This window comes from Aquimarina sp. AD10, from assembly GCF_003443715.1.
GTDB classification, from domain to species: Bacteria; Bacteroidota; Bacteroidia; order Flavobacteriales; family Flavobacteriaceae; genus Aquimarina; species Aquimarina aggregata.
Genome location: NZ_CP031965.1, coordinates 4754478 through 4778306, shown reverse-complemented (window position 1 = coordinate 4778306; position 23829 = coordinate 4754478). Strand labels below are relative to the sequence as shown.

The following is a 23829-nucleotide window of genomic DNA, read 5'->3' as shown; positions in this document are numbered from 1 at the left end:
TATTATTTATCGAACCTTACTGTACTTTGACGTTCTCTATTTACATGTAATTGAGTTACATCGGGTCTTGAATAATGCCCTACTGGATCAAAGTTTTGACGTTCTTGTAGCACCCTATTAAAGTCTAATGTTTCTATTAAAAGTCCTTCTGTATGTAAAACGGGTTCAAGAATCCATTCTCCATCGGGACCTGCAACACAGGAGCCTCCATTTCCTAGAACATCAGGAGCATTTTTTAAAATTTCATTTAGATGCGGAGTTGTCTCAGGAAAATCAGATTTTCTCATTAAACTTGAAACTGAGATCACATAAGAGCGTGATTCTCGCGCAATAAACCTTGTTATATCTTTTGTATTATAATCGCTCCCTGGCCATACTGAAATATGTAAATTTTCTCCTTGACCGTAAAGCGCCGCTCTTGGCAATGGCATCCAATTCTCCCAACAATTTAATCCACCAGCAGTAAATGCTTTAAGAGGATGAACCTTAAGCCCATTACCATCTCCAGGGGACCAAGTTAGTCTTTCTTCATATGTTGGTTGCAATTTTCTATGAACCGATTTAATTTCTCCTAAAGGGTCAATATAAACCAATGAAGCATATAAACTATGTCCTCCACGATCTATAGGGCGTTCAATAATACCAATATACATTGCCATTTTATATGTAGCAGCAAGCTTACAAATAGTATCTAAATCTCCATTTTCAATGCTAACAGCATTTTGTGCGTAATGTGCATGGATTTCTTTTTGAACCGTGCTATTAAATTTAGCGCCATTGGTAAGTTCTACCCAAAAAGGGTATCCAGGAAGAAGTGATTCACCAAAAACAATTAGCTCTGCTTTTTTAGAAGCAGCTTCGTGTATAGTTTCTTCAATTTTTTGTAATGTTCCTGTTTTGTTTAACCAAACAGGAGAAATTTGAGCTAGCGCTACTGTCAATAATGGATCCTTCATGTATTCAATTGTATTATTTCTTCATGCGTGAGTGATACAAATTCCCCAGCACTTCGTTAACAAATAATTAATATATAAAATTCTGTTTTTCAATTCATTAAACTCTAAAAATGAGCTTACGGCAAAACCACAACATAACATTATCATAACATTAGAGCCTTAGTAAAAAACTTACTATCGACAGGAAATCATACTAAACGCTGAGAATTTAACAACAAAAAAGTACTTCCTTATTTATTATGAAAAAGTAAACATATAAAAAGTATATAGTATTCAAAGTTTAATTTACGTTAAAACATATGCTTTTTAACCAAACCGTAAACATATTGACACATTCTAGTAAAACTAAAAACAAAAATAATGTAAAATCCAGCGGTACATTTGTCATGTAAAATTGAAACAAATAGTTCAAAACTCAAATCTTAAAAGATCAAAAAAATGAAAAAGTTAATCGTTTTAGTATTCGTCATTGTATTAGGATTTAATCAGTCATTTGCCTCAAACGACAAAAATTCTATTAGTACAGAACAACAAATAAGAGATGAAGTTGCTGTACTTTTAAAAGACCCAGAAATCAAAATTGAAAAAGCAGATTTGACCGCTACAATCCAATTTACTATCAATACTAATGGTGAAGTTGTAGTTCTAAATGTTGATTCACATGAAGATAGTGTTGTTACTTATATAAAATCTAGATTAAACTATAAAAAAGTAACTACAGAAAAATCTGTTACTACAAACAGAATCTTTAGACTTCCACTTAAAATTAAAAAGCCAAATACTATTTAATCTTAAATACATCTTCAAAGAGATTAAATTGAGAACTTATCTTTTTAAGCAGTTGCATATGCAACTGCTTTCTTTTTTACCAAAGAATTCTATCTAGAATCATGTTTACATCAATAAGAATTATGCTAAATGTACCTGAAACTATAATTAGTTTTAAAATATTATGCAACCAAACATAATGTAATTTCCCCTTAGAACCCCATAATCCAACTAGTAGTAAAGTAAGAAGAACAAGACAAACATAAAAATACAGATACATAAACCCTATTTCATATTTAGTCAATAATAAATAAATAGGTATACAAGCAATTATGATTAAACCTGTAATAATTCTTTTTGACGCGAGTTCTCCATACACAACGGCAATTGTTTTGTAATTTTGAACTAGATCACCTTTTAAGTTTCCTAAATCCTTTATCATCTCGCGAATCATTAACATTAGAAACAAAAAAGTTGCATGTACAAAGATGACTTCATCAAAATTTTTATAGTATATAAATACAACAAAAAAAGGCGTTATTGATAGTATTGAAGCCACCATATTCCCAGAAATAGGATATTTCTTCAATTTATGAGAGTAAAACCAAATTGCAAAAATATATACCGAAAAAAATAGAACAGCCCTAAACGAAACATAGCTTGCTAAAACAACAGATAAAAAGTTTAAAATAAAGTAACCTGTAAGTTTAGTTTGCTGACTTACTAGACGGTCAAGCATCGTTTTTTGAGGTCTGTTAATTAGATCTTTTTCTTTATCATAAAAACTATTAATAATATATCCTGCCGCAATTACTCCTGCAGAAGCCAATACAATTACAAATAAATTTGGATCAAAAAGAACTTGCTTTAATTGAATATTAGGTGCAAGAATAAATATAGATGTCAAATATTGAGCAAGGACAATAATAAGAATGTTATATCCTCTAACGACAGAAAATAAACTTAACAATTTGAGAAAAAAAAGTTTGTTTTTTCTAGTAAGCATACTAATGCTTATTAAAAATTATAAACTACTTCTAATTTGTAATCTTTAAGTGAAGCTTGTGCTTTATCAAAATCTTGTGTAAACCCAAGGATATAACCTCCTCCGCCAGAACCACATAATTTAAGATAATAGTCATTCGTCTCAATTCCATTTTTCCAAAGATTATGAAATTCTTTTGGAATCATAGGTTTGAAATTATCTAACACTACATGAGAAAGCTGTTTGATATTTAAAAATAAAGACTTTACATCTCCTTTTAGGAAATCATCTACACATGCATCAGTATACTTTACAAATTGATTTTTAAGCATGCTGCGAAAACCTTCTTGCTTCATGTTTTCCATGAAGATACTTACCATAGGAGCTGTTTCTCCTACAATACCACTATCTAACAAGAAAACGGCACCTTTTTTATTTTCCACACTTTGAGATGGAATACCTGCGGGTTCTATATTATCTTTAGAATGAATTAGTATCGGAAGACTTAAATAACTATTTAAAGGATCTAGCCCTGAACTGCTTCCATGGAAGAAAGACTCCATAAGACCAAAAACTTTCTTAAGCTTTAATAATTTATCTCTAGTAAGATTTTCTAAAACTGTAATTTTATTTGCAGCATATTTATCATAAATAGCAGCTACAAGTGCTCCACTACTACCAACACCATAACCTTGTGGTATGCTACTATCGAAATACATGCCCGCATCTATGTCTTTTCTTAACTTTTCTAAATCAAATTTAACGACATCTTCATTTTGAATTTTCTCAAGATAAATTGAAAATTCTTTCAGGTTCTTATTAGATTCTAAAGCTTCATCATTTGGAGTTTCTGACACTTTAAGGGCACCCTTAAAAAAATTATATGGTATAGATAAACCCTTAGAATCTTTTATAATTCCATATTCTCCAAATAATAATATTTTAGAATAAAATAATGGTCCCTTCATCTGTATTTTTTAATATATATCTTATTTGTCTTCCCTATTAGGATAAAGTTACAACAATTTTGCTCCCAATCCTATTTTGTCACAAATATACTGACCGTTTTCACAATACGCAACTAACTCACTAGTAATGAAAGATAAAACCTTATCTTTTTCATTATTTGGATATAACAAATGTACATTAGCACCTGCATCTAATGTAAAACAAAGTTTAGATCCTGTTGCTTTTCGATATTCCCAAACTTTATTAATTACTACCAATGTGTTAGGTTTCATTAAAATAAAATAGGGTAACGAGGTCATCATCATAGCATGCAACGTTAAGGCTTCGCTTTCGACCACCTCAATAAACGCATCTAAATCTCCTGTACCAAGTATTTCTTTAAGTTTAGATAAATTGTTTGTAGCTTGTTCAAATCGCTTTGCAGAAAATGGATGACCATGCATAAGATCATGGCCAACGGTACTACTTACTTGCTTCTCACCTTTATCAACTAGTAAGATCGTATCTTGAAATTCTTTAAAATTATCATGAATAGTATGCGGAAATTTAACAGCAAAGGCATCACTACTTCCGCCAATAGCATCGTGTTTTCCCCATACCGTAATTGGACCTTCAAGACTTCGGCAAGCACTCCCAGATCCTAAACGGGCTAAAAATGACGTTTTTTGTAACAATTCATGTTCTGTAATACTTGTGTTTATTTTTCTTTCTAATTGCATCAAACAATATGCAAGGGCACTCATACCACTAGCCGAAGATGCAATCCCACTACTATGAGGAAAAGTATTACTTGTTTCTATGGTAAAAGAATATTCTTTTAAAAAAGGCAAATATGTCTCTATTCGTGTAAAAAAACTCTGAATCTTAGGTTTAAAATCTGGTTTGGGTTTTCCTTCAAAAAGCAATTCAAAATCAAAATCTTCAGAGGGTGTTTCCTTTCTTTTGTATGCTAAACTTGTTATTGTTTTGCAAGTCTCTAACGTAAAACTAATAGATACATTTTCGGGTAGCTGTATAGGTCTTTTACCCCAGTACTTTACTAAAGCTATATTGCTAGGAGATGTACACTTTATTACTCCATTATCTGGTAATTCTGACACTACAGAAAAGGTAAACTCAGGATAGTTCATCATAATATTAGAATAATTTTGAACAAATATAAGTGCTCTACGATATTTAAGTGCATCAGTAGTGAAAATAAATTCCTATTTTAGTACTGCACTAATTCCTTTTAATGAAAAAAAAGTTATCTCGCATCGGTATTGCCGTAGTTTTATGTCTACTAATTGGTTTTTTGAGTAGTATTGCAACTCAAAGTTCTATAGATACTTGGTATTTAACTTTAAAAAAGCCGTCCTTTACACCTCCAAATTGGATATTTGGACCTGTATGGATACTATTGTACATTATGATGGGTATTTCAGCAGGAATTGTATGGAGTAAAGGTTTTTATCATAAATGGGTAAAAACTGCGTTATATCATTTTGGTTTTCAATTAATATTGAATGCTGCTTGGTCAATTTTTTTCTTTGGCTTGCAGAGTCCGTTGATTGCATTACTAGATATAATAGCCCTATTTATCCTACTATTGTTTACCATTAAATGGTTTACTGTAGTGAACACTATTGCCGCTTACCTACTTATCCCTTACGTTGTTTGGGTTGCTTTTGCGACTGCATTGAATTTTGGCATATGGCAGCTAAATTAAATTAAGAATAAGGAATTTCATTTTTATGAGTAAAAAAGCAATAGTCTTACAGACTACTCTAGAATTAATTACTAAACAAGGAATTAATGCTACTTCTCTTTCGCAGATTATTAAAGAATCAGGAGTTGCTAATGGTACCGTATATCATCATTTTAAGAACAAGGAAGAGATTATTACAGAATTATATTTAATGCTTACGCAAGATTTTGGTACAGTAGTAATGCGTAACATCCCAGAAGACGATATTAAAAAGCAATTTACCGTAATGTGGCTAAACCTATTCTATTACTTTGTTAATAACCCATTAGCTTTTATTTTTTCTGAACAAATTGCTCGTTCTCCAGAAATTCCACAAAGCCTAAAAGATAAAGCTCGTGAATACTATGGTGAAATAGAAAATTATTTTAAAAATGGTGTACGACAAAAGGTTTTTAAATCTTACAATACACTCGTTATGGAAGAGTTATTCTTTGGTAACGTTGTTTCGTTGGTAAAGATTCACGAAAATGAGCAGGTGAAACTTCAAGAAAAACATATTAATCAAGCTATTGAAATCTCATGGCGAGGTTTTCTAAAGGATGCAACTATTATTCAGTAAGAGAAATAAAGCAATACACATACTTAAATATACAAAGCTTAAGTATGTGTATATGCTAAATACTATTAATTAAATACAATATTAACACAAGATTCTTTATACTGGTGTTTTAGTACAACTTCTAGTGCTTTTCTTGAATCTGCGGCTTTTCCAATTTGCACACCTTTAAAAGCTATTTTTCCAGTGCCTTTATTCCAATAATACTCATTGCTATTTGATTTAATGATTCGTTTTGTATCTTTTGTCGTAACCTGAAACGCCCCTAGTTCTTGACTATATTCTAATCCTGATGGGTAATATACTTCTGTGACAAATTTGGTAGTCCCTTTACCGTATACATAACAAATGCATTCTCCTATATCTTTTGCTTCAGAAACTCTAATCATATTATTTTGTGCTATTTTCCAACCGCCGTTTACTCTAATAGCAACAAGATCCATTAGCATTGTTCCTTTTTCGGCAATTTTCTTATCTATATACGATTCAAAGTTAATTACAGCAGAAATTGTACCTGCCCTTTCTTTCTGAGTTTGAAAAACAATTTTTTCTAATGTAAGCTTAAATTTATAATTATCATCATCAATAATATCGTCTAATTGTCCAGAAATATCCTTTTTAAAGTAATTTTTCCTAACTAAGGCTCCCGATAAGTTTACATATACTGTATTTCCGTTATATTTTTCATCAAACAAACTTAGTACATCTTCTTTTTTGGTTCCTTGCGTCAAGGCATTCATTTTGTCAATATAATCCATCAATAACTTTTCCATAGGTTTTTTATCACTATAGGCATGTCCTTGATGTGCATTACTAAATAAAATTATGACAAAAAGAAAGAGAGTAATTTTTTTCATAGTTAATTGAGGTATTAGTTAATCTCTATTAAGATACAAAAATTTACTTAAAAAACCGTAATACTTTACTCTAATTTACAAGTTCAAACCACTTAAATCCAATAATTTAATTACTGTTTTTAAGTTTCTCGTTGTGGCTACACTTTTCAATTTTTTTTCGAAAAAATTATTATTTAGTTTGGTTTTTCCGTATCCAGCAGTTACATATAGGTACACTACATTTTTAGTAATCACAAACTCTTCTTCTCCATTAAAACCAGATCGTAATTCTTTTACTAATTCTTCATCAGGAGGGGTTGACAATAATGTAAAATACATTTTTTTTGTTTCAATTTCTTCTTTATTTAATCTATCAAAAAATGGGTTTTTTTGATAAATAGTAGCTAATGTCTCTGGAGTAATAACCAACACAGGAACATCAAAACCAAATCTTTGTTGTATACCTTTTGAGATTAAATCACTTAAGAATTGTACATCATTTTGTTCACTTTGAAAAATTACATTTCCGCTTTGGATATAAGTGGTAACAGAAAACAATCCTAATTTTTCTAATGCTTCTGTAAGATCTGCCATTTTAATCTTTTTCTGGCCACTTACATTAATTCCTCTTAACAATGCAACATATGTTTTCATAAGTTAATTTTTAAGTCCTTTATCTCTTTTTAAAATTAAGAAATGTTATTTTGACGTAATAGCCTTAGCAGCTATAAAAGCACCAGTCCATGCATTTTGAAAATTAAATCCACCTGTGATAGCATCTATATTTAGGACTTCTCCGGCAAAATATAGATTTTGGCATTTTTTACTTTCAAACGTTTTAAAACTTACTTCTTTAAGATTAATACCTCCTGCCGTTACAAATTCTTCTTTAAAGGTACTTTTACCATTAACCTTAAAAACACTTTGGGTTAATTGTTCTGACAGGGTTTTACTTTGAATTTTATTAAGATCTGCCCAGCGAGTATCTTTTTGGATACCCGATGCCAAAACTAAACTTTGCCACAGCCTTTTAGGTAAATCGAACTGTGCATACGTAAATACTAATTGTTTTGAATAGGTTTCTTTAAGACTCCTGATACTTTGTAAAACTTCTTCTTCAGTATCATCTTGCAACCAGTTTACGGTTATTTCAAAATCATATTGAAGCGCATTTAATTCTATTGCTCCCCAAGCAGAAAGTTTTAATATTGCCGGACCACTCATCCCCCAATGCGTTATTAACAAAGGCCCTTCACTCTGCAATTTTGAATTATTCACCTTAACCATGGCATGCGTTACCACTCCTGGTAATTCTTTAATTCTGGAGTCTTTAATATTAAATGTAAATAATGAAGGAACAGCATCGATAGTATCATGACCCTGTTCTTGTAGTACCTTCCAAATCTTTGGATTACTGCCAGTAGCTATCATCAGTTTTTTTGTAGTAAAACCTCCTTGATTAGTTTCGACAGACCAAGTTTCTTGTTCACGTTTAAAATTTTTAACCGCATGACTTGTACAAACATCAATTTGCAATCGCTTTGCCTCGGACAAAAAGCAATTTATAATAGTTTCTGATGAATTAGAGACAGGAAAAATTCGACCATCATCTTCAATTTTTAGAGCTACTCCTCTCTGATCGAACCAATCCATAGTATCGCCAGTCATAAAGGTATGAAATGGTCCTTTTAGCTCTTTTTCTCCTCTTGGATAATTTTTACTTAGTTCATTAGGTATAAACTCTGCATGGGTAACATTACAACGTCCTCCTCCAGAAACACGAACTTTTGACAATACCTCTTTTCCTCTTTCGAGAATTGCAATTCTTAATTTCGGATCCTGTTCGGCAACATTTATTGCTGTAAAAAAACCTGCAGCTCCGCCACCAACGATTATTAAATCATAATTCATTATACAAAATTCGGAAAATCTGTGATGATAGCATCAACATTCCAGCTTTTTGATTGTTCTATTAATGTTTTTGTATTTACAGTCCAAACGTATACTCGGTATCCCTGTGTTTTTGCTTTATCAACCGCTTGTTGAGTTAGTGTTGAAATTGGAGGATGGATTGAAAATGCTTCTAAGTCATGAGCTACGGGCAGTACTTTACTTATATTCTCTTCAGTAAGAACACCTATTTTAAATTTAGAAGTATGTTCTTTTAATTCGAACAATTGACTATGGTCAAAACTTGATATAATAAAATGTTTGTATTCCCAATTGGTTTTTAATATTTGCTCTTCAAGTAATTTAAGCGTTGGTAGTGCTGTATGTATACCCTTTAGTTCAACATTAAGTTCACATCGCCCGTCTATAACTTCAAGAACTTCTTGTAATGTTGGAATTTTATAACCTTCTATCGTGGTTATCTGTTTTAACTCTTGTAAAGTATATTCAGAAACTAAACCCGTTCCATTAGTTGTTCGTTCTAAGGTTTCATCGTGGATCACCACTAATTCACCAGATTTACAGCAATGCACATCGATTTCAACTCCTTTTACATTATTGTTCAGCGCTTCTAAAATTGATTCGATGGTATTTTCGGCAATTAAACCTGCTGCTCCGCGATGTCCGTATATTTTCATGATAATAACTTACTGTGTTCGAGATATAAAAATGATAAAATCCTGGGTAATTCAATATCCTAAGATAATTTCTTTGTTTTGTTAGAATTTCTTTTATTTACAAATCTCGCTAAAATTAATACAAATAGTACTATTCCTAAAATCCAATACCACGATGTGTTACTACTAAACTGTATTGCAGTAGTATCACCAACTACATAAAAGCCTCCCCAATACCATGGGTGAACACGATCTAAATTTGCCGTTTGCAAGTATTGTAGTTTTGCTTGTTGTAATGCCTTGGACTTATTCATCCCTTCTTTTAGGTTTGTATAAAAGTATTTCATCAACTCTGGCGTTGTTTGATCCGATACTACCCAACTGCTTAACAACAAACTCTTTGTGCCTGCATATTGAAACGCACTACCTAAACTCATAATCCCTTCGCCTTTGGCAACTTTTCCTGTACCTGTATTGCAGGCACTTAATACGGTAAGTTCTGCTGGGATATCCATTGCAAATAACTCATGAGCATACAATAAGTTATCATCGATAGTGTCTTTACTTTTGGTAAAATACAGCTTTGAATTTTCTGGACGCTTATGATCTACATCCCCATGCAATGCCAGATGTAGGATGTTATACCGATTCGCATTTCGCTTAAAATTAGATTCTATTGCCTGAGATCCGAAATAATACTGACCATCTATAATTTCTGAAATTTCTCTGATTTCTCTTCGTGTACCAGGTAAATCATCCCCAGCATTTCTCAAAGTTGCCAAACTCATCGTTTTGGCATCTACTACAGTTGTACTGTCTGAAAATGAAAACGCCAAACAGTCTTCTTTTTCTTGGTGAACAGATTTTGTATTTGATGATTGAAACAATAAACTTGCTGAATTAGCATAACTGATCGCAAATTCTTTTAACAAATATGGTAATGACTTAGGGTTGTTAGAACTATCCTGCTGGGTAAGTAACAACTCAAAATTGCAATGCCATAATGCTCCATCGGGAACAATAATTAACTCATCGCCAGTTAACTTATTTTTTATAGGTGCTATTAATTGCGAATATAGACCATAAGCAACTTTCTTATATTCTTGTATATCCTTGGCGATAATAGATTCTTTTAGTGCTTCTATTTTTTTATTCAAATCTGAAACTGTTATTTCTTTAACATCTAACTTATCTTTAGAGATGGTAAATGCATATACAATACTATCTGAAACAAAAAATTCTAACAAGGTCGTGTTTGCTTTTAGCTTTTGTTGTATATCTGATACCGAAACAAGCGCATTTTTATGCTTTAATTGATGATATTTAGGATACTCTTTTTCTAGAACGGTGGTAAGTGAATCTTGCCGTTTACTTATATCAAAAAGCCGATTCTCATAATCTATAATCTTTGAGGAATCTATCCCCTGTTTTGTGCGTTCTTCTTTAATTTTAGATTGATAAAAGGCTTGATCAATTCGTAGCTCTTTTTCTAGTTCTAAAACTTCTTTTGGTAATCCCGCATAGTTTGTAGCATTAGCCGTAGCAAGTAGTTCTTTTAAGGTGTTGGCTTTACTCTTCTCTGAATAATAAAATGCTTTTTCTAGCGATTTTTGATCTTTGGTTACTTTATATGCCAATAAGTGTGAAGCTATGGCACCTTGATAGATTGCTGTTGCTTTTTTAGCAAAAGTAAGCTTGTCTTGATAGGTAGTAAACGATTGCCGAATAGCATTAATTAAAATAGCTGCTTTTTGATAGCTTTCAATTGCTTTGTCAAGATCTTTTACATCTTTGTTTTTTTGATATCTATTTTTGTAAGCCTTAGCCTTTCCTGCAAGACTGGATAAAACGATGTTTTGATCTAAATAGGAACTGTTTTTATCATTTAATTTTCTATTGGATATTATAGCATTATCATAGTAACGTAAACTATTTGCAACATCACCTTGCAACCTATACATATTGGCAATCGTAGTATATGACAAAGCTACTTTAGGATGATGTGCTCCAAAAACATCTAATCGTATGGCTAACGCTTTTTGATAATTTGTTAATGCCGTTGTAAGATCTTCCTTATTCTTATACACATTTCCTAAACCTTCATAAGAATCTGCAACACTAGGATGAGTTGTACCAAACACATCTAATCTTATTTTTAAAGCTTTATTAATATTATGAATAGCTTTATTATGTTCTTTTTTTAAGTTATATAATTCGCCAATATCATTATAAGAATATGCTATTTCAGAGTTATTTTTATCTAAAGTACTTTCTCTTATTTTTAAAGCTTTATTGTAATAGTTCAGTGCTTGATCATACTCACCTTTCAATCGACATACATTACCTATATTATTATAATTAAGTGCAACAACGGGATGTTTCGTTCCATAAATTTCAAAATTAGACTGAAGAGCTTTTTTTAAATACTCCAATGCCTTATCATATTCGCCTTTATATTTATATACAATACCAATATTGTTATACATCCTTCTACTAGTTTTACTCTGGAGTTTTCTAGGAAAACCATTTTTAATCATAATTGCTTGATTGTAAAAATTCAAAGCTTCATTATACATCCCCATATTCCTGTATGATACGCCTATTGAATTAAGAGGGTTAATTAAACTTTGGTGTTTTCGCCCATACAAATCAATCAAAACTGATAAGGCTTTTTTCACATATCTAATTGATTTATTATATTCTCCTTTTTTTTGATACGCTATGCCAATTGCTCTGTAACACCTAGCCATATTAAAGTTATTCTCTTCCAATATTACTATCCAAATCGACATGACCTTATAAAAATACTTTAAAGCAACATCGTACTCTTCTTTTGCACTGTATGAAAGTCCTATATTAAAAATAGCTGTACTCGTTTCAAAAGAATCTAATCCAAATTTTGTATTTCTTATTAAAAAGGATCTTTCGTAATATCGAATTGCAATATCATATTTTCTTTGCATATATGATATAACACCTAAACTATTGTAAGCCTCGGCTTCTTCAAGATTATTTTTCTTTAGGTATTTCTCACAAGTTTTTATTGCTTTTTCTGCATTCAATACTCCTTTATCAAAAACACCATCCTCCCATTGATTTCTAGAAATCTTATTATAACACCTAGCAACTCGCCTCCACACCTTTGCTTTTTCATAGACAGGCAAAGCTTTTTCAAAATGTTTTATAGATTCTTCATATTTCTCATTTGTTAGTAGTGAATCTGCTTTTACAAAATGTTGATAGGCTACCAGAGTATCTGTGGTTTGACTGTAGCCAAGACTTGTAAACAATATTAATGATATGGATATTTTCAGCAGCAATCTCATAAACTATATCCTTTCTTTTTGTATACCAAACCTCCTATAACTAATACAAATAATACTATTCCTAAAATCCAATACCACGATGTATTACTACTAAACTGTATTGCAGCAGTATCACCAACTACATAAAAGCCTCCCCAATACCATGGGTGAACACGATCTAAATTGGCTGTTTGTAAGTATTGTAGTTTTGCTTGTTGTAATGCCTTGGACTTATTCATCCCTTCTTTTAGGTTTGTATAAAAGTATTTCATCAACTCTGGCGTTGTTTGATCTGATACTGCCCAACTGCTTAACAACAAACTCTTTGTGCCTGCATATTGAAACGCACTACCTAAACTCATAATCCCTTCGCCTTTGGCAACCTTTCCTGTACCTGTATTGCAGGCACTTAATACGGTAAGTTCTGCTGGGATATCCATTGCAAATAACTCATGAGCATACAATAAGTTATCATCGATAGTGTCTTTACTTTTGGTAAAATACAGCTTTGAATTTTCTGGACGCTTATGATCTACATCCCCATGCAATGCCAAATGTAGGATGTTATACCGATTCGCATTTCGCTTAAAATTAGATTCTATTGCCTGAGATCCAAAATAATACTGACCATCTATAATTTCTGAAATTTCTCTGATTTCTCTTCGTGTACCAGGTAAATCATCCCCAGCATTTCTCAAAGTTGCCAAACTCATCGTTTTGGCATCTACTACAGTTGTACTGTCTGAAAATGAAAACGCCAAACAGTCTTCTTTTTCTTGGTGAACAGATTTTGTATTCGATGATTGAAACAATAAACTCGCAGAATTAGCATAACTGATCGCAAATTCTTTTAATAAATAGGATAATGACTTTGGGTTATTTGATGCATCCTGTTGTGTGAGTAACAATTCAAAATTGCAATGCCATAATGCTCCATCGGGAACAATGATCAACTCATCGCCGCCAGTTAACTTATCTTTTATAGGTGCTATTAATTGCGAATATAGACCATAAGCAACTTTCTTATACTTTTGTATATCTTTTGCAATAATAAATTCTTTAAGTATCTCTATATCCTTACTTACATCTGAAACCACTACTTCTTTGACATCTAACTTATCTTTAGAAATGGTAAATGTATATGCAACACTATCTGAAACAAAGAATTCTAACAAGGTCGTGTTTGCTTTTAGCTTTTGTTGCATATCTGATACCGAGACAAGCGCATTTTTATGCTTTAATTGATGATATTTAGGATAGTCTTTTTCTAAAATGGTGGTAAGTGAATCTTGACGTTTACTTATATCAAAAAGCCGATTCTCATAATCTACCACCTTTGACGAATCTATTTCTTGTTTACTACGTTCTTCAGTAATTTTAGATTGATAAAAAGCCTGATCAATGCGTAACTCTTTTTCTAGCTCGAGTACTTTTTTAGGTAATCCAATAAAATTTCTAGCATTAGCAGAAGCTAGTAATTCTTTTAATGTATTAGCCTTACTCTTTTCTGAATAATAAAATGCGCTTTCTAATGCCTCTTGATTTTTTGTTACTTTATATAGCAACAATTGTGATGCGATAGCACCTTGATAGATTGCTGTTGCTTTTTTGGCAAAAGTAACTTTGTCTTCATAAGTAGTAAAAGATTGACGAATCTTATGAAGTAAAACATCTGCTTTTTGATAGTTTTCAATTGCTTTGTCAATATCTTTTACATCTTTACTTTTTTGATACTTTTTTTGGTATGCATTGGCTTTTCCTGAAAGACTGGATAAAACAATATTTTGATCTAAATATGAATTACTTGTATAATTTAATTTTTTATTTGCGGTAATGGCGTTTTCATAATACTGCAGACTGTTTACAACATCACTTTGTAACCTATACATATCAGCAATAATAGTATAGGACAAAGCAACTTTTGGATGACGTTCTCCAAACACATTTAATCGTATTTGTAAAGCTTTTTGATAATTTATTAATGCTGTTTTATAATCTTTTATATTCTCATATACCTTTCCTAAACTCTCATAAGAATCTGCAACCTCAGGATGAGTTTTACCAAATATTTGATTTCTTATTTTTAAAGCTTTATCAATATACTGGATAGCAGTATTATACTCTTTTTTTAAATTGTATAATTCTCCAATGTCATTATAGGAATATGTAATATCATAATGCCCTCTATTAAACGTTTGTCTTCTTATCCCTAAAGCTTTATTATAATACTTTAGTGCCTGATCATACTCGCCTTTTAATCTATATACATTTCCTATATTATTATAATAAATTGCAACTCTTGGATTATTTTCTCCTAACTTCTGAATATACAAAACACATGCCTGTTTAAGGTATTTTAATGCGCTATTATATTCTCCTCTGTACTTGTAAATAATTCCAATATTATTATGAACACTTGATAGTTTATCTGTTTTATCTTTCGACACTTTACTGATCTTAATTTTATCGATAATACTAATTGCCCTTTTGTAATAATCTAATGCCTTGTCATATTCACCCTTATTCTTATATGTAAGTCCTATTAAATCCAAAGCACTAGTCACATCAATGTGATCATTCCCATAAATATTAATCAAAATAAGCAATCGCTCTTTTAAATACATTAGCGCTTTATCATATTCGGCTTTTCTTCGATATAATTTACCAATTACCTCATAACACTTAGCAGTTTCTTTACTATTCTTACCAAATTCTTTTATTCTAACAGAAGAAGCCCTCTTAATAAACAACAATGATCTATCATATTCTTGCTTTTCATAATATGTAAGTCCTACATTGAAATAAGAAGCGCTCGTCTCTGTATGATGTATTCCAAATTTTTCTATTCGAATACCTAAAGATCTTTGATAATATTCCAACGCATTATCATATTCTTGTTTAAGAAAGCATATGCTCCCTAAATTATCAAAGTAATCGGCTTCTTCTCGATTGTTTTTTGAGAGGTACTTAATACTAATTTTAATAGCACTTTCTCCACTTATTAATGATTCTTTAAAATCTCTATTCTTCCAATAAATCTTTGATATTTTATTATGACATCTGGCAACTCGCTCCCATGCCTTTGCCTTTTTATAAATCGGTAATGCTTTTTCAAAATATTGTATAGATTCCTCATATTGATCATTTGCAAGTAATGCACCTGCTTTTACAAAGTGTTGGTATGCTACCAAAGTATCTGTGGTTTGTGCATAGGATACTATTGTATTCAAAAAAATGAAGCAACATGTCATTTTAAAATATAATGACAGTCTCTTGGGTATATATCTGGGTCGTATTACCATTATTTTTATGACTTATTGTTTACGTATATAAGCTATATTACAGTATAAAAATCGTTACTAATTTCAATACTAGTGTCTCTTATCAATTGTTTCCTTTCTTTATTAATACCAAAGACACTAAAATTGTTACTTTTACAGTTCTTATACCAATAGTTCGACATAAAATAAAAAAATCCATCTAAAAAGGTAACAAATTGTTATCTTATTACATTAATGTATGAAGAACACCGAAGATCAGAAAATTTTGAAGGGTATCGCGGCAGGAGATGAACAGGTTTTAACCTTGTTTTATAAAAAAAACCTTCCTTATATACGGCGATATATTCTACAAAATTCAGGAAACGAAGAAGATGTAGAAGATGTGTTTCAAGACGCATTAGTCATGATCTATCAAAAACTAAAGACAGATTCTTTAGAGCTTCAGTCTTCTTTACGTACATTTTTCTACGCTGTTTGTAAAAACATTTGGAGAAATCGGTTACGAAAAAACAAAAAAATAGTACTTGCAGAAAATATCTATGATACTGCAGATACTATAGAACTTAAAGTTCAAGAAGATATAGAAAATAGTGAACGCGAACATATTTATCGCAAATATTTCTTAAAATTAAGTGATAGCTGTCGCGAAGTGTTAAATTTACTCTTTCAGGGCAATAGCATGAAAGAGATTGCTAAAATAACTGGGTACACCGAAGGGTATACCCGAAAGAAAAAATTTGAATGCAAGGAATCTTTAATCGAAATGATCGAAAAAGATACTGCATTTAAGGAGTTACAGCTTACTCCCCAAAAAAATAGCGAATTATGAAACGAACCCCACAAATATTCGATAAAATCGAAAGTTATATTGCTGGCTCTTTATCTAAAGAGGAGCTAATTGCTTTTGAAAAAGAAATATCGCTTAATCCTGAACTATCCCGGGAAGTTGAAAAACATAAATCTTTACATGCTGCCTTAAGTGATCCTGATACTATCGCTTTTAAAAAAAAATTAATAAAAATAAGTGCTGCGATTAAAGAAGAGGAAACCGCTAGCAGTTCTTTTTTTTCTGCACCCTGGAAAATCGCGGCCTCTATTATAGTCATATTAAGTATTGGAGCATTAGTATGGAACTATACCGGCAAAACCGTTGATACCCAAGATTTATATTTAGCGTATTACACTCCTTTTTTAACAGAAGATACAACCAGAGGTAAAACAGACACTCAGTTACAAGATATTATTGAAAACTACAATAACAAAGATTACGAAACTGTAATCGGAGAATTAGAAAAACTACCTCATCTAGACCGTAAAGAAAAGTTACAATTATATCTTGGCAATAGCTACTTAAATACAAATCAAGAAGAAAAAGCTATCACAGTATTTGAAGATTTTGAAAAAGATAGTAAGTTTTACGAGGTCGCCAAATGGTACTTATCGCTTACTTATCTAAAACTCGATAAGAAAAACATAGTAATTTCAGTTTTGGATGAAGTAATAGCCTATGATGGCATCTATAAAATTAGAGCCCTACAGTTAAAAGAAGCTTTATAGGAACACTAGTATTTCTAATTTAGAGTATTATTTCTCTTTTCATATTTCCTTTCTTCCTTCAAACATAGGTAATTCGCTTTTTTAGAATTTAATTCTTTTCTTTTTTTATTGTTATCTATTTTAGGTATAGGAATTTTGTGATGAAGTTTCGGGCTGTAGTGCATAAACTATGCTAAAAATCGCACCAAGTTTCCTGTTCTGTGTAGCAGGTATACTCTTCATTTTATAAAAAAATAAAAAAAATATCATTTTTTAGGTAACATACTTTCTATTGACAACATTAATAGACAACCCCCCACAAATAAATACGTATTAGAATATTATTTAAATGAAAGGGAATATCTATGAATGTTATCATAAAACACATTAAGCTTATAGAGAGAATAGATCAGTTGGTTCGATTAAAATCAACTGGAACACCTGAAGCACTTGCTTGCAGGCTGGGAATCTCAAAAACAAAACTATATCGTACCATAAGTACTATGAAAGCATTAAATGCTCCTGTAATCTATGATGTAGCATTAAAAAGCTTTGTCTATGAACAAAATGTTGGGTTTCGATTTGGGTTTTATGAACAAAAAGAATTTAGAAATAAGAAATTGACTAATACCGCATGATAGGTATTAACTTAAAAAGTTTGATATCTGGTCAAGGCTAGGGGTAGGCGAGATCAGTATTAAACTTCAAAAGAGAATCGTTAAAAGATTCTCTAAACTTTCGACAATTAGTTGAGTTTTTAAATTCCCTTGCTTTTGTAAGGGAATTTTTTGTTTGCAATACTTAAAATAATTCTTCAGAAAAAAAGAAAAAATAAATCCCAGTAACGAAAAATGAAACTACCCTAAGCTATCATTGCATCATTATTAACAAATCATTTTCAATACATAGTTAGCCATTATAGTACTGAAAAATCCAATATTGAATTGAGACTAGGGGTAGGCGAAATCAATATTGGACTATTAAAGGTTCATACGACCTTTAAACATTCGGCGATTCGCTGATTTTTTGCAATTCCCTTGATTCTCCTATACCTCGGTATAGGAGAATTTTTATTTAAATGCAGGTATCCCTGTAATATCCATACCCGTAATTAGTAAGTGAATATCATGTGTACCTTCATACGTTATCACACTTTCCAAATTCATCATATGTCGCATAATACTATATTCACCAGTAATTCCCATACCGCCTAATATTTGTCTGGCTTCTCGGGCGATATTAATTGCCATTTCTACATTATTACGTTTGGCCATAGAAATCTGTGCAGTAGTTGCTTTGCCTTCATTACGTAAAACACCCAATCGCCATGCTAATAATTGAGCTTTGGTAATTTCGGTGATCATTTCGGCTAATTTCTTTTGTTGCAATTGAGTTCCTCCGATAGGCTTATCAAACTGTATACGTTCTTTTGCATATCGCAAAGCCGTATCATAACAATCCATAGCAGCTCCAATTGCTCCCCAAGCTATCCCATATCTAGCAGAATCTAAACATCCTAGTGGTGCTCCTAAACCACTTTTATTTGGCAATAAGTTCTCTTTAGGGACTTTTACATTATCAAAAATAAGTTCTCCAGTGGCAGACGCACGTAGTGACCATTTATTATGAGTTTCTGGTGTTGAAAACCCTTCCATTCCTCTTTCTACAACAAGTCCATGAATTCTTCCTTCTTCATTTTTAGCCCAAACCACAGCAATATCAGCAAAAGGAGCATTAGAAATCCATAACTTTGCTCCGTTCAGCAAATAATGATCTCCTTTATCCTTAAAATTAGTAGTCATTCCTCCAGGGTTAGAACCATGGTCAGGTTCTGTAAGCCCAAAACAGCCCATGAATTCTCCTGAAGCTAATTTTGGAAGGTATTTTTTACGTTGTTCTTCGTTACCATATTTCCAAATAGGATACATTACCAGAGAGGATTGTACAGAAGAAGTTGAGCGTACTCCAGAATCACCTCTTTCTATTTCTTGCATAATCAAACCATAACTTATTTGATCTAATCCTGCTCCTCCATATTCTGCAGGAATATATGGGCCAAAAGCTCCTATCTCTGCTAGTCCTTTTATAATTTGTTCAGGAAATGCAGCACGCTGCGCATAATCCTCAATTATAGGCGACACTTCTCGTTTTACCCAACTTCGGGCAGCATCACGAACTAATTTATGTTCATCTGTTAGTAATTCATCTAAGTTATAGTAGTCAGGAGCTTCAAAAAGATCAGGTTTCATCTAGCAGTATGTTTAATTTTACACTATTTTCAAAATTCTTGTATCAAAGTACTTAACAAATGTAATTAATGAAAAAAGAGCTACCAATTTTTTTCACATCTTTAAAAAGATTGTTTTTTTAATGAGAATTTGAGCATTATGATTCTTAAAAAATTGAGATTCTTTTTTCAACCATAATTACAAGAAATCCGTGTATAAATTCCGCAGTTTGACACTTCTTTCTACACTTATCACAAAATATTAAAAATCAATAATCTTCCACACATTCAATACAACTATTTGATTATTAATTGTTTGCATAAAAACTACCTTACCCTTTATCTTAATGGCATAATTATTCTATTGTATAAAGCGTAACAAAATTTAAATCTTAAAAAGAAATAAAATGAAAAATTTATTTGTATTACCAGCCGTAGCTTTTGGATTATTAGTAGGAACTCAAAATAGCAATGCTCAGGAAGTAGCTTCTAGTGAAAATACTGAAATAGTAACTCCAGTTCAGGATAAATATATTGATTTAGCCGTTGAAAATTTACCTCAAAAAGTTCTTGAAGCAGTTGCTAAAGACTTTGCTGGAGCAACAATCGAAAGTGCTGGGGCAAAAGAAGATGCTTCTGAATTTAAATTAGTATTGAAGCAGGGAGAAAAAGAAATGGAAGTTTTTTGTGACGCTGATGGAAATTGGATTACCAAGTAATTCTATTCTGCTTAACAGAAAAGCATAAGTTTAATTTATAATGCGTAATATAAATTAATCTTTAGTAGAGTGATTGAATTTAGAAAGGGGAGCCTATAAAAGCTCTCCTTTTTTTGTTCAAATTCTACATTTTGAGATAAAATTCTTTGGTAAGATCACTATACTCATCTGTATATTGATGACGAGCGTTTTCGATAACCAACTCATTTATCACCATATCGTTTTCTTTAAAACCCAATAGCAGCATACTTCTTTTTACTTCAGAAGTTGGAGTTCCCTTTACTCTTGTAATTTTTTCAGGAAAAAGCCCCACTTGTTTTGCTATCGCAAGTAATTGCTCCTCTTCTTTAAACGGGATAATTAAAGCCAGTTTTCCCTGTTCGGATAATAGTTTTACTGCTCCAATTATTAAATGATCTAATGGAAGTGCATCCTGAAACCTGGCTAAATCCCTTTCTGCATTTGCAGATTTATAATCTTCTGCATAAAAAGGAGGGTTACTAATCAATAAATCATAAGTGTCTTCGATTTCTTGAACAAATTCTTGAAACGAAGCATGATAACAAAATAATCTATCTCCCCAAGGTGAAGCCTCAAAATTATCAACAGCCTGCTCATAAGCCCCTTCATCAATTTCTAGAGCATCAATAAGTTCTGCATTTGATCGCTGCGCAGCCATAAGTGCTATAACTCCTGTACCGGCACCTATATCTAATACCGAAGTTACCTCATTACTAATAGGAACCCAAGCACCAAGCAAAACACCATCAGTACCTATTTTCATAGCACATTGATCTTGTTTAACGGTAAACTGTTTGAATTTAAAAGGTTTATTCATACTCTAAATATGAGATGTATATCTCTTTTATAGATAAAGGTCGATCAATCCTTCTGGAGTATTTACTCTTACTTCTTTTGAGTCTCTGTCTATTTTATCAATAAACTCATCATTCATAGGGATAAGTATCTCGGTACCATTACGATCGATTTCAAATAATGCTTGAGCTGTTGAATCATTTATAGACTTAATTACACCAACTTCTCCATACGCATTATCTATAATTTTAAATCCTATAACCTCATGGAAATAAAACTGATCTCCTTCGAGTTTGGGTAATAGTGTTAGTGGAAGGTAAATTTCTGCCTTCATTAGATCGTCTGCATCTTCTTCAGAATCTACATCTTCAAATTTTACCCGTAGTAAATCGCTTTTATGTAAAGTACTTCGTTCAATAAAAAATGGAACCAAATTATTGTTGTAGTCAACAAAAACTGATTCCATTTTTACATAACTTTCAGGTTCATCGGTATCTAATTTGATCAATACCTCCCCCTTAAAACTAAATTTACTTACGATTTTACCTAGATAGAAGCATTCTTCTTTCTTCATCGTTAATAATGCAACTATTCTTCTTCGTTGCTAGCTTCAGTTGTTACTTCTTCTGTTGCTGCTTCAGCTTCTTCAGGTGCTGCAGCTGCCTTTGCTTCTGCTTCACGCTTAGCATTTACTTCTTTTTCTGCTTCAAGAGCCTTAGCTTTTGCAGCAGCTTCAGCTTTTGCTACTTCATCCTTTTTTGCAGTTACACTTCCATCCTTTTCAGATAACCATGCAGCAAATTTCTCGGCTGCCTGCTCTTCAGTGATTGCTCCTTTTCTAACTCCACCAGCAAGGTGGTTTTTAAGCAAAGCTCCTTTATAAGATAAAATAGCTCTTGCAGTATCACTAGGTTGTGCACCATTTTGTAACCATTTTACAGCTCCATCAACATCAAGGTCAATACTAGCTGGGTTTACATTAGGATTATACGTACCTAATTTTTCAAGAAATCTACCATCTCTTTTTGATCTAGCATCTGCTGCTACGATCCAGTAAAAAGGCTTTCCTTTTTTACCGTGTCTCTGTAATCTAATTTTAACAGGCATATAAATTAATTTTTGGGTACTCGACCCGGGTTATAATTAAGGGCGCAAAGATAATTATTTTAATTTATAAAGAATCAATAATTTACAAGTTTATAGTGTCTAATTTATTAGATAGGCCATTTCGAATTCATTTACGCTTTGTCGATAATAATATTTTTTGAAAGATAAATTCTTATAAATAATAATAATTAAACATATTTTTTATTCTTTTTGTGTATTTCATCGATATTATATGCTTTTTTTCGATGAAATTTTTGATTTATACGAAATTTACCTGTATGTTTGTCCTGTAAGCACTTTTTACGGCTTGACCGTAATTAATAATTGCAAAAGCCCCAAGCGTATGATTAGAATAACTACCCTATTAGCAGTTTTCTGCATTATTTTAACTTCTTGTTCGACAGATATCGAAATTAACGATCCTGCATTACAAGCTAAAATTGATGGACAGCTTTTTAGATCTACATTCAAAAAGGCAGTAATTCATGATGATGGAACATTAGTAATTTCTGGAAGTGAAGGCAATCAGTCTATCAGCTTCACAACGTCCTCTACAAAAACGGGAACGTATAAATTAGCACAACAAACCCTTAGTAGAATAAGTTTTGAAAAAGATCAAACAAAATTTACTTCTCAAGATGATACAACAGAAGGAGAAGTAGTTATTACCGAAATACATAATAATGAAATTTCAGGTAACTTCTATTTCAAAAACTTAAATGATACAAAAGGAAACACCACAAGCATGGAAAGTGGATGGTTTTATAGAGTTCCTATTGAAAATGCAGTTGCAGAAGAGCCAACAGTAGAAATTAATCCTTGTTTACTTAATGCCTCATTAACTGCATTAATTGACGGTTCTGAAATGATTACTGACAATCACACCGCAGAGTTATTCGGCGTTTCGTCTGTATCTATTCTTATTAAAGCAACGAATGAAGACGGAGAAATTACTATCGTCCTTCCTGCAACTACCAGTCCGGGAGAATACTCATTAACAGGATCAGGAGATTACAGTGCTACTTATACAGCAGGTACAGATAAGTCATCTGCACTTTCTGGAAGACTTATAATAACAGACCACGATATTGATACAAAATGTATTGGAGGAAGTTTCGAATTCGAAACCCGAAGCGGAATTCAAGTTACAGAAGGCCTATTTGATTTTGGTTACTAAAACCAGAGACTCAACTTAGCGATAAAAAGTGCTCATTGTCTAATGAGCACTTTTTTTTATTTAAGAGCATAAATTTAGATTAGGCACCTCTAAACTTTATGACACGTATTCTTTCCTTACACCTCTTACCTGAATCACAAAACTATTTACAAATATGTTAGATACCTAACATTTACAGGGGCTCGGCTCGCTTTGACCATGCTGTCGATTTGTTAATTAAATGCTAATATTTCAATAAAATCATTTATTTTCAAAACAAAATTCGCCATTCATTTTT

General features: G+C 31.9%; 22 protein-coding genes. 8 read left to right on the top strand and 14 right to left on the bottom strand.

What is annotated here, in order from left to right; translation table 11 throughout:
• Positions 1-2: 2 nt before the first annotated feature.
• Positions 3-956 carry a carbon-nitrogen hydrolase family protein gene (locus D1816_RS19810; RefSeq protein WP_118505170.1) on the bottom strand — a complete coding sequence of 318 codons (954 nt, stop codon included), beginning with the start codon at positions 954-956 and terminating at the stop codon, positions 3-5.
• A gap of 438 nt (positions 957-1394) precedes the next feature.
• On the opposite strand from D1816_RS19810, the gene D1816_RS19805 reads away from it, so the two are divergent.
• Positions 1395-1745 carry a hypothetical protein gene (locus tag D1816_RS19805; protein WP_066313213.1) on the top strand — a complete coding sequence of 117 codons (351 nt, stop codon included), beginning with the start codon at positions 1395-1397 and terminating at the stop codon, positions 1743-1745.
• A gap of 76 nt (positions 1746-1821) precedes the next feature.
• Here the strand turns inward: D1816_RS19805 and D1816_RS19800 are convergent, their stop codons facing one another.
• Genes D1816_RS19800 through D1816_RS19790 form a run of 3 tightly spaced genes read right to left on the bottom strand, consistent with a single transcriptional unit; the run spans position 1822 to position 4808 of the window.
• The gene (locus D1816_RS19800) at positions 1822-2730 is read right to left on the bottom strand and encodes a geranylgeranylglycerol-phosphate geranylgeranyltransferase (RefSeq protein ID WP_066313212.1); all 909 of its coding nucleotides are present in this window, start codon (positions 2728-2730) and stop codon (positions 1822-1824) included.
• Positions 2731-2741: 11 nt separating this feature from the next.
• The gene (locus D1816_RS19795; protein WP_066313211.1) at positions 2742-3677 is read right to left on the bottom strand and encodes a mevalonate kinase; all 936 of its coding nucleotides are present in this window, start codon (positions 3675-3677) and stop codon (positions 2742-2744) included.
• A gap of 48 nt (positions 3678-3725) precedes the next feature.
• Positions 3726-4808, bottom strand: coding sequence for a diphosphomevalonate/mevalonate 3,5-bisphosphate decarboxylase family protein (locus tag D1816_RS19790; RefSeq protein WP_118505168.1), 1083 nt, complete (start codon positions 4806-4808; stop codon positions 3726-3728).
• A gap of 104 nt (positions 4809-4912) precedes the next feature.
• Here D1816_RS19790 and D1816_RS19785 point away from each other — a divergent pair, with 104 nt between their 5' ends.
• The gene (locus D1816_RS19785) at positions 4913-5386 is read left to right on the top strand and encodes a TspO/MBR family protein (protein WP_066313199.1); all 474 of its coding nucleotides are present in this window, start codon (positions 4913-4915) and stop codon (positions 5384-5386) included.
• Positions 5387-5411: 25 nt separating this feature from the next.
• Positions 5412-5984, top strand: coding sequence for a TetR/AcrR family transcriptional regulator (locus tag D1816_RS19780; RefSeq protein WP_066313197.1), 573 nt, complete (start codon positions 5412-5414; stop codon positions 5982-5984).
• 65 nt (positions 5985-6049) lie between these two features.
• Here the strand turns inward: D1816_RS19780 and D1816_RS19775 are convergent, their stop codons facing one another.
• The 6 genes from D1816_RS19775 to D1816_RS19750 form a co-directional block, all read right to left on the bottom strand.
• On the bottom strand, positions 6050-6838 hold the full coding sequence (locus D1816_RS19775) for a hypothetical protein (protein ID WP_066313195.1): 789 nt from the start codon (positions 6836-6838) through the stop codon (positions 6050-6052).
• Between the two features lie 75 nt (positions 6839-6913).
• On the bottom strand, positions 6914-7471 hold the full coding sequence (locus tag D1816_RS19770; protein WP_118505166.1) for a DUF1697 domain-containing protein: 558 nt from the start codon (positions 7469-7471) through the stop codon (positions 6914-6916).
• 45 nt (positions 7472-7516) lie between these two features.
• Complete coding sequence (locus D1816_RS19765; protein WP_118505164.1) at positions 7517-8728, bottom strand: NAD(P)/FAD-dependent oxidoreductase; 1212 nt, start codon at positions 8726-8728, stop codon at positions 7517-7519.
• Entirely contained in the window at positions 8728-9405 is a 678-nt protein-coding gene (locus tag D1816_RS19760) for a glycerophosphodiester phosphodiesterase family protein (RefSeq protein ID WP_118505162.1), read from the bottom strand. Before D1816_RS19760 ends, D1816_RS19765 begins: the two co-directional genes overlap by 1 nt.
• A 59-nt stretch (positions 9406-9464) precedes the next feature.
• On the bottom strand, positions 9465-12710 hold the full coding sequence (locus D1816_RS19755) for a tetratricopeptide repeat protein (RefSeq protein ID WP_118505160.1): 3246 nt from the start codon (positions 12708-12710) through the stop codon (positions 9465-9467).
• Complete coding sequence (locus D1816_RS19750) at positions 12707-15919, bottom strand: CHAT domain-containing tetratricopeptide repeat protein (protein WP_158597800.1); 3213 nt, start codon at positions 15917-15919, stop codon at positions 12707-12709. The genes D1816_RS19755 and D1816_RS19750 overlap by 4 nt, the downstream gene beginning before the upstream one ends.
• A 289-nt stretch (positions 15920-16208) precedes the next feature.
• Between D1816_RS19750 and D1816_RS19745 the strand changes: the two genes are divergently transcribed.
• The 3 genes from D1816_RS19745 to D1816_RS19735 all read left to right on the top strand — a co-directional run bounded on the left by D1816_RS19745 (position 16209) and on the right by D1816_RS19735 (position 18144).
• Positions 16209-16799: an RNA polymerase sigma factor gene (locus tag D1816_RS19745; protein WP_066313187.1), complete on the top strand. Its 591-nt coding sequence runs from the start codon at positions 16209-16211 to the stop codon at positions 16797-16799.
• Positions 16796-17527, top strand: coding sequence for a tol-pal system YbgF family protein (locus tag D1816_RS19740; protein WP_118505156.1), 732 nt, complete (start codon positions 16796-16798; stop codon positions 17525-17527). Before D1816_RS19745 ends, D1816_RS19740 begins: the two co-directional genes overlap by 4 nt.
• 344 nt (positions 17528-17871) lie before the next feature.
• Positions 17872-18144 carry a hypothetical protein gene (locus D1816_RS19735; protein ID WP_066313177.1) on the top strand — a complete coding sequence of 91 codons (273 nt, stop codon included), beginning with the start codon at positions 17872-17874 and terminating at the stop codon, positions 18142-18144.
• Positions 18145-18576: 432 nt separating this feature from the next.
• Here D1816_RS19735 and D1816_RS19730 read toward each other — a convergent pair whose 3' ends face one another.
• A complete protein-coding gene (locus D1816_RS19730; protein WP_066313174.1) occupies positions 18577-19755 on the bottom strand; it encodes an acyl-CoA dehydrogenase family protein in 1179 nt (392 codons plus the stop codon).
• A 385-nt stretch (positions 19756-20140) separates the two neighbouring features.
• Here D1816_RS19730 and D1816_RS19725 point away from each other — a divergent pair, with 385 nt between their 5' ends.
• A complete protein-coding gene (locus D1816_RS19725) occupies positions 20141-20452 on the top strand; it encodes a hypothetical protein (protein ID WP_066313170.1) in 312 nt (103 codons plus the stop codon).
• A 124-nt stretch (positions 20453-20576) separates the two neighbouring features.
• On the opposite strand, the gene D1816_RS19720 is transcribed toward D1816_RS19725, so the two are convergent.
• Genes D1816_RS19720 through D1816_RS19710 form a run of 3 tightly spaced genes read right to left on the bottom strand, consistent with a single transcriptional unit; the run spans position 20577 to position 22375 of the window.
• Positions 20577-21290, bottom strand: a complete 714-nt coding sequence (locus tag D1816_RS19720; RefSeq protein WP_118505154.1) for a tRNA1(Val) (adenine(37)-N6)-methyltransferase — start codon at positions 21288-21290, stop codon at positions 20577-20579.
• Between the two features lie 27 nt (positions 21291-21317).
• The gene (gene rimM, locus D1816_RS19715) at positions 21318-21842 is read right to left on the bottom strand and encodes a ribosome maturation factor RimM (RefSeq protein ID WP_118505152.1); all 525 of its coding nucleotides are present in this window, start codon (positions 21840-21842) and stop codon (positions 21318-21320) included.
• 14 nt (positions 21843-21856) lie between these two features.
• A complete protein-coding gene (locus D1816_RS19710) occupies positions 21857-22375 on the bottom strand; it encodes a 30S ribosomal protein S16 (protein WP_118505150.1) in 519 nt (172 codons plus the stop codon).
• Between the two features lie 343 nt (positions 22376-22718).
• On the opposite strand from D1816_RS19710, the gene D1816_RS19705 reads away from it, so the two are divergent.
• Positions 22719-23552, top strand: coding sequence for a DUF6252 family protein (locus tag D1816_RS19705; protein WP_066313160.1), 834 nt, complete (start codon positions 22719-22721; stop codon positions 23550-23552).
• Positions 23553-23829: the final 277 nt, after the last annotated feature.